We start from the raw sequence: 9,158 nt of genomic DNA, 5'->3' as shown, positions 1-9,158 counted from the left end.
GTGCTGCTGCTGGCGATGCTCTGAGGGCTTGTTTCCCCGGCTCGGCGGGTCTGTCCACAGTGGCCACTGTGGACAGACCCGCCGCTCGGGCCGGCCTCAGGCTTCAGGCACTGCTTCCCGCGCGGTCGTCCCGCGGAACCGGGTGAGCCGCAGGCTGTTGGACACGACCAGGCAGCTCGACAGGGCCATCGCCGCGCCGGCGATCATCGGGTTCAGCAGCCCGGCGGCCGCCAAGGGCAACGCGGCCACGTTGTACGCCAACGCCCAGAACAGGTTCGCCTTGATCGTCCCCAACGTCCGGCGCGACAGCCGGATCGCGTCGACGGCGGCCAGCAGGTCGCCGCGGACCAGCGTCAGGTCGGCGGCTTCGATGGCCGCGTCGGTTCCCGTGCCGATCGCCAGCCCGAGGTCGGCGGCCGCCAGAGCCGCGGCGTCGTTCACGCCGTCGCCGATCATCGCGACCACGTGGCCGCGCTCCTTGAGGTCCTCCAGCACCGCGACCTTCTGCTCGGGGGAGACCCCGGCGATCACGTCGGTGATGCCCGCCTCCACGGCGATCGCCCGGGCCACGGCTTCGTTGTCGCCGGTGAGCAGCACCGGGTTCAGGCCGAGGCGGCGCAGCTCGAACACGGCGCGCGCGGACGTCGGCTTGACGGTGTCGGCCACGACGAGCACCGCGTGCGCGTAGCCGTCCCAGGCGAGCACCACGGCCGTGTTCCCGGCCTGCTCGGCCTTGGCCTTTTCCCGGGCCAGCGCGGGCGGGATGCCGATGGAAAACCGGTGCAGCAGTTCCGGTTTCCCGACGACGACCCGGTGCCGCCCCACCCGGCCCAGCACCCCGAAGCCGGCGATGGTGCGGAACTCGGCGACCTGCCCCACCCGGCCGAGGCGGCGGCGAGCGGCTTCGGTGACGGCGAGGGCGATCGGGTGCTCGGAAGCGCTTTCCAGCGCCGCCGCCAGCTGCAGCGCGACGTCCGCGGGGACGCCGTCGGCGGTGCGGACCGCGGTGAGCGTCATCTTCCCGGTGGTGATGGTGCCGGTCTTGTCGAGCACGACGGTGTCGACGCGGCGCGTGGACTCCAGCATCTCCGGGCCCTTGACCAGGACGCCGAGCTGGGCCCCGCGGCCGGTGCCGACGAGCAGCGCGGTGGGCGTGGCGAGGCCGAGCGCGCACGGGCAGGCGATGATCAGCACGGCCACCGCGGCGGTGAACGCCGGTCCGGCGGCGGCACCGGCGATCAGCCAGCACCCCAGCGTGGCCAGGGAAAGCACGAGCACGATCGGCACGAACACCGCGGACACGCGGTCGGCGAGCCGCTGCACCTGCGCCTTGCCGTTCTGCGCGCGCTCGACCATCGCGGCGATGCGGGCGAGCCGGGTTTCCGCGCCGACGCGGACCGCGCGCACGACGAGCCGGCCACTGAGGTTGACCGTGGCGCCGACGACTTCCGCGCCGGGCGCGACCTCGACCGGCACGGCCTCGCCGGTCACCAGGCTCAGGTCGACCGCCGAGGCGCCGTCGACCACCACGCCGTCGGTCGCGACCTTCTCGCCGGGCCGGACGACGAAGAGGTCGCCCGCGCGCAGCCGTTCGATCGGCACGCGCTCCTCCCGGCCGTCGACCAGGACCGCGACGTCCTTGGCGCCCAGGTCCAGCAACGCGCGCAGGGCGGCGCCGGCGCGCCGGCGGGACCGGGCCTCGAAGAAGCGCCCGGCCAGGATGAACAGCGTCACGCCGGTGGCGACCTCGAGGTAGATCCCGTCCCCTTGGCTTGCCGACAGCGTCAGCTCGAAGGCGTGCTGCATCCCGATCACCCCCGCCCCGCCGAAGACCAGCGCGTAGAGCGACCACAGGTAGGCGGCGGTCACGCCGATCGACACGAGGGTGTCCATCGTGGCGGTGCGGTGCCGCAGGTTCGCCAGCGCCGCCCGGTGCAGGGGCCAGGCGCCCCAGGTGACCACCGGGGTGGCCAGCACGAGGGAAAGCCATTGCCAGCCCGGGAACTGCAGCGGCGGCACCATCGCCGGAACGAGGACCGGAATCGCGAGCACGGCGGACAGGCGCAACCGCAGGCGCAGCGCGTCCGGCGTGGCCCGGGCCGCCGCGGCTTCCGGCAGGGTGGCCGTGTAGCCGCTCGCCTGCACGGCGAGCACGATGTCGTCGACCGTCATCGCCGGAGGGACGTGGACGAGCGCCTTGGCGGTCGCGTAGTTGACGCCCGCTCGGACGCCGTCGAGCCGGTTGAGCTTGCGTTCGATCCGCGCGGCGCACGACCCGCAGGTCATGCCGCCGATCAGCAGCTCGACCTCCCGGCCCGCCGCCCGCGGCGCGCGGTGGCTCGTCGTGGTCATCGGACGAGCCGGTAGCCGGCGGTGCGGATCGCCGCGGCGACCTGTCCCGGGTCGAGCGCGCCGTCGCTGGCCACTTCGACCGCGCCGGTCGGGACGTCGACGGTCCGCACGCCCGGGAGCCCGCCGAGCTCCTCGCGCACCGAGCCGGCGCAGTGTCCGCAGGTCATCCCGGTGACCTCGTACCGTGTCCGGATCATTCGCACTCACCTTTCGCGCCCTGGTCATGCCCTCGCGGTGACAGAGTCGGTTCCGGCGGGTGATCGGTTCCCGTGATCTTTTCCAAGATCGTTTTCAACCGGCGGCGGCCCGGGTGCGTAGTACGGAATGTGACCGCACAACGCCCGGAAGATCCCGAGATGACCGGCTGGGCGCTGCGCGCCGGTCGCGGCGACCGGGTGGCCCTGGACCGCTTCCTCCGTGCCGCCCAGCCGCACGTCTGGCGGTTCGTCGCCGCGCTGGACAGCCCGCGGACGGCCGACGACCTCACCCAGGAGACGTTCCTGCGCGTGCTGAGCAGCCTGCCGCGGTTCCGCGGTGACTCCTCGGCCCGCACGTGGGTGCTGGCCATCGCCCGCCGGGCCGTGGCCGACCACATCCGCGCCGCGCGAACCCGCCCGCGCACCATCGGGGCGGGCTGGGCGGCGGCGGCCGACGGCGTCGCCGCGCCGGAGCGGCTGGACGAGCAGGTCGTGCTCGACGAGCTGGTGGCCGCGCTCGAGGAGGACCGCCGGTCGGCGTTCGTGCTGACCCAGACGCTGGGACTGTCCTATGCGGACGCTGCCGAGGTGTGCGGGTGCCCGGTCGGCACCATCCGGTCCCGGGTCGCCCGGGCCCGGGAGGACCTGCTCGCGGCGCTGGCGGGGCGGTCGTCCCGCTACCCGCTCGTGGGCTGATCGCGGCCGGACGGCGGTGCCGCGTGGGTGAGAACGCCGGCGACGGCCGCGGGGCCGGCTCCGAAGCCGGCACCCGCGGGAACCGGCACCGGCCGGTGGGCGACCATGGGGGTGTGGACTGCTCGCAGCTGCGCGAATCGATTTCGGCCCGCATCGACGGAGAGCCGCCGGTGGTGCCGGACGAGGTTCTCGACCGGCACCTGGCCGGCTGCCCGGCGTGCCGGGCCTGGCAGGAGCAGGCGGCCGCGCTGCGCCGGCTGACGCTGATCCGGGAAGCGCCCCGGGTACCCGACCTCACGGCGCGGATCCTGGCCGGGTCGCCGGCGCCACGGCCGCGGCGGTGGGGCCGGCGCGTGGCGCTCGGCCTGGTCGCGCTCGTGCAGAGCGGCCTCGGGCTGGCCGAACTGCTGGGCGCGGACATCGGCCACGTCGGTCACGCGGGTCACGGCGGGCTCGCGGCCGCGGTGCACCTCGGGAACGAGAGCGCCGCCTGGAACGTCGCCATCGGCATCGGGTTGCTGTGGGCCGCCCTGCGTCCCGCCACCGCCGGCGGGCTCCTGCCGGCACTGGGCGGGTTCGTCGTGGTGCTGGGCGTCATCTCGGGCGTCGACCTGACGACCGGGGAGGTGGCGCTCGACCGAGTGGCCTCCCACGGGCTCGTCGTCGTGGGGGTGGCCCTGCTCTTCGCGGTGCACCGGCAGCACCGGCACCGGCCCGCGCCCGATTCCGCCGACCGCCTGCCCGTCCCTGGCGGCACGGGCACTCCGGACGCTTCCTCGCCCGAGGCCGGGGACCAGCCCCAGCGACGGCGCTTCCCGCAGCGGCCGACCGGCCGGCACGTGGCCTGACCCCGTCCGGTCGGGTCTCGGTCGTGCGGCCGCCGCCCGGCCCGTTCGCTTCCGGCACCGCCGGCCTCGGCCCCGCCGCTGGGCGAGCTCGCCGCGCTCGCCGCCGAGATGGCCCGCGACGGCCTGCGCGCCCAGCTCGTGGTGGCCGAGCTGGACGACGACACGCTGTCGGAGGTCCGGCAGATCGCCATCCGCGACGCCGTGATCGACCTGCTCGCCGACGCCCTTGCCGCCTGCCGCTCCGGTGACCGCGACCAGGCCGCCGAACCGGCCGCCCGGGCCGGGCGCGCCGGCGGTGTCCACAGTGGATAGCCGGATTCCGGTGATCCGCTAGGCTTTTCGGAGCAACTTCCGAGGTTCGGCCGGTCCGGGTGAAACGCCGTGATCATGGTCGGCGATGTCCGCGTCGTGCGGTCGATGTGGCGCCTGAGCGGCGTGGTTCTGACAGGTGTCGTCGTTGCTTCGCTGGTTGCGGGCCGGCCCGGTGAACCGGGTGGGCACGAGCACGGCGGGCACGTGGTGGCCAACGCCCAGGCGATGATCCCGACGGCCACCAGGCTTCCCGAGACGGGCTGGACGGCCACGACGTCGAACGGCTCGGTCACGGTGGACATGCGGGCCACCCGCACGGTTTCGGGCCTCGTGCACACCCCGGCGGCCGGGGGCGCGATCGGCCGGTTCGAGATCCGCCTGAGCCTCGACGGCACGACCTGGGGTGACCCGGTGGCCGCCGGCACCCTGGCCGACGACGCCACCCCCAAGACGATGTCCTTCGCCGTCACCGGCACCCGGTTCATCCGGCTGACCGGGTTTCCCGCGGCGGGCCCGGACGTCACGCTCGCCGCCCTCGACGTGCTCGGCGACCCCGGCGCGCCGGTGCCGATGACCGTGCTGAGCCGCACCGGCTGGACGGCGGCGGCCAGTGACGAGGAGACGGTGCGGGAGAACGACCCGGCGTCGAACGTGCTGGACGGCAAGGACACCACGATCTGGCACTCCCGCTACAGCACGGCGACCCCGCTGCCGCACAGCGTCACCCTCGACCTCGGACGGTCCACCGAGGTCGGCGGGCTGCTCTACCGGCCGCGCACCGGCAAAGCCAACGGCCGAATCGGCGAATACCGGATCGCCGTCTCCGCCGACGGCAAGGCGTTCACCGAGGTGTCCTCCGGCGCCTGGCCCGACGCGAACGCCGTGCAGGACGCCCGGTTCAGCCACGTCGTCACGGCGCGGTACGTCCGCCTGACGGCACTCACCGAGGCCGGTGGCCGCGGCCCGTTCACCTCGGCGGCGGAACTCTCGCTGCTCGGCCCGGTTCCCGGGGTGCCGATCTCGCGCGTGGGGTGGACGGCGAGCGCGGCCGAACTGCTGGACAACGACCTCGCCACCGCCTGGCGCGGCCCGTCGTTCACTGTGGACACCCAGCAGGCGCAACCGATCGCGGCGATCGTCCTCACCCCGGCGGCGGCCGAGCGCCCCGGCGGCTTCACCGTCGCCACGAGCACCGACGGCAAGACCTACACCACCGCCGCCGCCGGCACCTGGGCCGACGACGGCACGCCCAAAGCCGTCGCGCTCGACGTCGTCGCCCGCTACCTGCGGGTGGACACGACGCAGACCGCCTCCGCGGTGGAGTTCCACGCCTACGGCCCGGCCGAAGTCCAGCCGCTGCCCCGCACCGGCTGGACCGCGACCGCCTCGGACCAGGACGCGGGGAGCCCCGCCGCGAACGTGCTCGACGGCGATCCCGGGACGAGCTGGCACTCGAAGCCCGCCGCGCCGCTGCCGCACTCGATCACCCTGGACCTGAAGGCGGCCAAGCCGGTGGCGGGCGTGCGGGTGCGGCCGCCCGGCGGCACGAACGGCACCATCGGCGGCTACCGGGTCGAGACGAGCGCCGACGGCACGGCGTTCACCACCGCGGCCACCGGAACCTGGCCCGACGGCCCGGCGGTGCGGACCGCCCGGTTCCCGGAGGTGACGGCCCGCCACGTCCGCCTGACCGGGCTCACCGAGGCCGGCGGCCGCGGTCCGTGGAGTGCCGCGGCCGAGATCGACGTGCTCGCCGCCGCCGGCGGGCCGGACCGGGGCAAGACGGGGCAGTGGGGCGCCACGGTCGGTTTCCCGATCATTCCGGTCGCCTCCGCCGTGCTGCCCGGGAACAAGCTGCTGACCTGGTCGGCCTACGCCGCGGACAACTACGGCGGCAGCAAGGGCTACACGCAGACCGCGATCGTGGACCTGACCACCGGCCAGGTCACCCAGCGGCGCGTCGACGACACCGGGCACGACATGTTCTGCCCGGGCCTGTCCGTGCTCGCCGACGGGCGGGTGCTGGTCAGCGGCGGCAGCAACGCCAAGCAGGCCAGCATCTACGACCCCGCGACAGACGCCTGGAGCGCGGCGGCGCCGATGAACATCGGGCGCGGCTACCAGTCGCAGGTGACGATGGCCACCGGCGACGTCTTCACCGTCGGCGGGTCCTGGAGCGGCGACCGGGGCGGCAAGACCGGCGAGGTCTACTCCCCGGCCGGGAACAGCTGGCGGACGCTGCCGGGCGTGCCGCCGGAGCCGTTCTTCACCGCCGACCCGCGGGGCGTCTTCCGCGCCGACAACCACGCCTGGCTGTTCGCGGCCGGCGGCGGCCGGGTCTTCCACGCCGGGCCCAGCAAACGGATGCACTGGGTCTCCACGGACGGGCCCGGCTCGGTGACCGACGCCGGGCTGCGCGGCGACAGCGCGGACGCCATGAACGGCAACGCGGTGATGTACGACGTCGGGAAGATCCTCACCGTCGGCGGCGCACCCGCCTACGAGAACTCCGACGCGACCAACCGCGCCTACACCATCGACATCACCACCGGCATGGCGAAGGTGGCGCGGGTGGGCGACATGGCGTTCGCGCGGGCGTTCGCCACCAGCGTCGTGCTGCCGGACGGCACCGTCGTCGTGCTCGGCGGCCAGGCCCGCGCGGTGCCCTTCAGCGACCAGACCGCCGTGATGGTCCCGGAACTGTGGAACCCGGCCACCGGCACGTTCACCCGGCTGGCGCCGATGGCGGTGCCCCGCACCTACCACTCGGTGGCCAACCTCCTGCCCGACGGCCGCGTGTTCTCCGGCGGCGGCGGGCTCTGCGGCACCTGCGCGACCAACCACTTCGACGGGCAGGTGTTCACCCCGCCGTACCTGCTCGACCCGGACGGCACCCCCAAGCCCCGCCCGGCCATCACCGCCGCACCGGCCACCGCCGCGGGCGGCGCGACGCTGACCATCGGCACCGACCGCGCGGTCACGGCCTTCGCGCTCATGCGGGTCGGCTCGGCCACCCACACGGTCGACACCGACCAGCGGCGCGTCCCGCTGACCCCGACGACGGTGAGCCCGACCAGCTACCGGGTCACCGTCCCGGCGGCGCCCGGCGTCGCACCGCCGGGCCGTTACCTGTTGTTCGCCCTCGACTCGCGAGGTGTCCCGAGCGGCGGCCGGGAAATCACCCTCGGCTGAAGGACGGCCGCGCACGGCCGATTCCTTTTCCCGGCCGCGGCGGTCTCCCTGTCGACGGCACGGCCCGCCGGCCGCGACGACGCCACCGAGAAGGAGAGCCGTGAGCATTCCCGCCACCATGCGTGCCCTGCAGCAGACCACGTGCGAGGGCCCGCAGGACATGCGCCTGGTCACCGACGCGCCGGTGCCGCGCCCCGGCCGGGGTGAGGTGCTGGTCCGGGTCGCCGCCGCCGGGGTCAACTTCGCGGACGTCTCGAAGGCCTGCGGCACGTTCGGGGACGGCCCGCGGCCGCCGTACCGGGCGGGTTTCGAGGCAGCGGGCGAGGTGGTCGCGGTGGGCGAGGCGGTGACCGGCCCGGCCCCGGGGACCCTCGTGACCGGGGTCGGCGACGGCGCCTTCGCCGAGTACCTGGTGCTGCCCGCGGCGGCCGCGATGCCGGTACCGGCCGGGTGGAGCGCGGAGCAGGCGCTGGGCCTGGCCGTGAACTGGCCCACCGCGCTCGCCGCGCTCAAGCCGCTCGGCCGGGTCGCGGCCGGGGAGACCGTGGTCGTCCCCGCGGCGGCGGGCGCGACCGGCCAGGCCGCGGTGACCCTGGCCAAGCACTACGGCGCGACGGTCGTCGCCACCGCCTCGCCGGGCAAGCACGAGACCGTGCTCGCGCGCGGAGCGGACCACGTCCTGGACTCCCGCGACGGCGACCTCCCGGCCGAGGTGCGGCGCCTGACCGGCGGCGCCGGAGCCGACCTGGTGCTGGAATCGGCCGGCGGGGCCGCGTTCGCCGCGAGCCTGGCCGCGGCCAAGCCGGTCACCGGCCGGGTCGTCGTCTACGGCCTGGCGGGCGGGGAAGCCCCGCTCACCAACCGGGAACTGGTGTACCGGCACCAGGTCCACGTCATCGGCCTGAACATCGGGACGCTGATCCGGTCCGCGCCCCGGATCTTCGGTGCAGTGCTGGGGGAGCTGTCCGCGCTCGTCTCCGCCGGGGTCGTCACCCCGGGGCGCCCGATCACCCACGACCTGGCCGACGGTCCGCGGGTCCTCGCCGAGCTGGCCGCGCGGACGACGGTCGGGAAACTCGCCCTGCTGCCCGGACGGGATGCCCGCTGACCTGTGCTTCGATTCCTTTTCCGTGGTGTGCCGGTCGTACCCAGGACGGGCGGCGACCGGCCGGGACGAGGAGCAGCGCATGGCAAGCAGGCAATCCGCGGCGGCGCGGGACCGGTTCGCGGCCGAAACCGGGGGATACCGCCGGGAGCTGCTGGCGCACTGCTACCGCATGGCCGGCTCGGCGCACGACGCCGAGGACCTGGTGCAGGAGACCTACCTCCGGGCGTGGCGGTCCTACGGCACCTTCGAGGGCCGCGCCTCGATCCGGTCCTGGCTCTACGCCATCGCCACCAACGTCTGCCTGACCGCGCTCGAGCCGCGCCGGCACCGGGTGCTGCCCTCGGGCCTGACCGGTCCGCACGACGGACCCGACCGGCCGCCGGTCCCGGCCGCGCCGGGTGAGGTGGCCTGGCTGGAGCCGCTGCCGGACCACCGGGTCGCCGATCCGGCGGC

7 protein-coding genes and 1 pseudogene are annotated in these 9,158 nt (G+C 75.0%); 6 read left to right on the top strand and 2 right to left on the bottom strand.

All coding sequences use genetic code 11. The annotated features are described in order from the left end of the window. Positions 1 to 96: 96 nt before the first annotated feature. Together CCN39_RS47790 and CCN39_RS47785 are read right to left on the bottom strand one after the other, a co-directional pair. Positions 97 to 2,352, bottom strand: coding sequence for a heavy metal translocating P-type ATPase (locus CCN39_RS47790; protein WP_167455388.1), 2,256 nt, complete (start codon positions 2,350 to 2,352; stop codon positions 97 to 99). Then, entirely contained in the window at positions 2,349 to 2,549 is a 201-nt protein-coding gene (locus tag CCN39_RS47785; protein WP_167455387.1) for a heavy-metal-associated domain-containing protein, read from the bottom strand. The genes CCN39_RS47790 and CCN39_RS47785 overlap by 4 nt, the downstream gene beginning before the upstream one ends. A 159-nt stretch (positions 2,550 to 2,708) precedes the next feature. Here CCN39_RS47785 and CCN39_RS47780 point away from each other — a divergent pair, with 159 nt between their 5' ends. From CCN39_RS47780 to CCN39_RS47755, 6 genes and pseudogenes are all read left to right on the top strand, one after another. After that, the gene (locus tag CCN39_RS47780; RefSeq protein WP_086853806.1) at positions 2,709 to 3,245 is read left to right on the top strand and encodes a sigma-70 family RNA polymerase sigma factor; all 537 of its coding nucleotides are present in this window, start codon (positions 2,709 to 2,711) and stop codon (positions 3,243 to 3,245) included. A gap of 23 nt (positions 3,246 to 3,268) precedes the next feature. After that, a complete protein-coding gene (locus tag CCN39_RS47775) occupies positions 3,269 to 4,093 on the top strand; it encodes a zf-HC2 domain-containing protein (protein WP_244211350.1) in 825 nt (274 codons plus the stop codon). A gap of 63 nt (positions 4,094 to 4,156) precedes the next feature. Next, positions 4,157 to 4,321 (top strand): annotated as a pseudogene (locus CCN39_RS49885) (ATP-binding protein); the annotation flags it as partial. 207 nt (positions 4,322 to 4,528) lie between these two features. After that, positions 4,529 to 7,597: a discoidin domain-containing protein gene (locus CCN39_RS52715; RefSeq protein WP_158104625.1), complete on the top strand. Its 3,069-nt coding sequence runs from the start codon at positions 4,529 to 4,531 to the stop codon at positions 7,595 to 7,597. A 100-nt stretch (positions 7,598 to 7,697) separates the two neighbouring features. Then, positions 7,698 to 8,705: a zinc-binding dehydrogenase gene (locus tag CCN39_RS47760; RefSeq protein ID WP_086853800.1), complete on the top strand. Its 1,008-nt coding sequence runs from the start codon at positions 7,698 to 7,700 to the stop codon at positions 8,703 to 8,705. A 79-nt stretch (positions 8,706 to 8,784) separates the two neighbouring features. Continuing rightward, on the top strand, positions 8,785 to 9,158 hold a 374-nt coding region (locus CCN39_RS47755), incomplete at its 3' end, for a sigma-70 family RNA polymerase sigma factor (protein ID WP_143264472.1).

Origin of the sequence: Amycolatopsis kentuckyensis (genome assembly GCF_002155975.1) — a bacterium.
GTDB classification, from domain to species: Bacteria; Actinomycetota; Actinomycetes; order Mycobacteriales; family Pseudonocardiaceae; genus Amycolatopsis; species Amycolatopsis kentuckyensis.
Note: the sequence above shows the minus strand (reverse complement) of the source record. Positions and strands in the feature narration are given on the sequence as shown.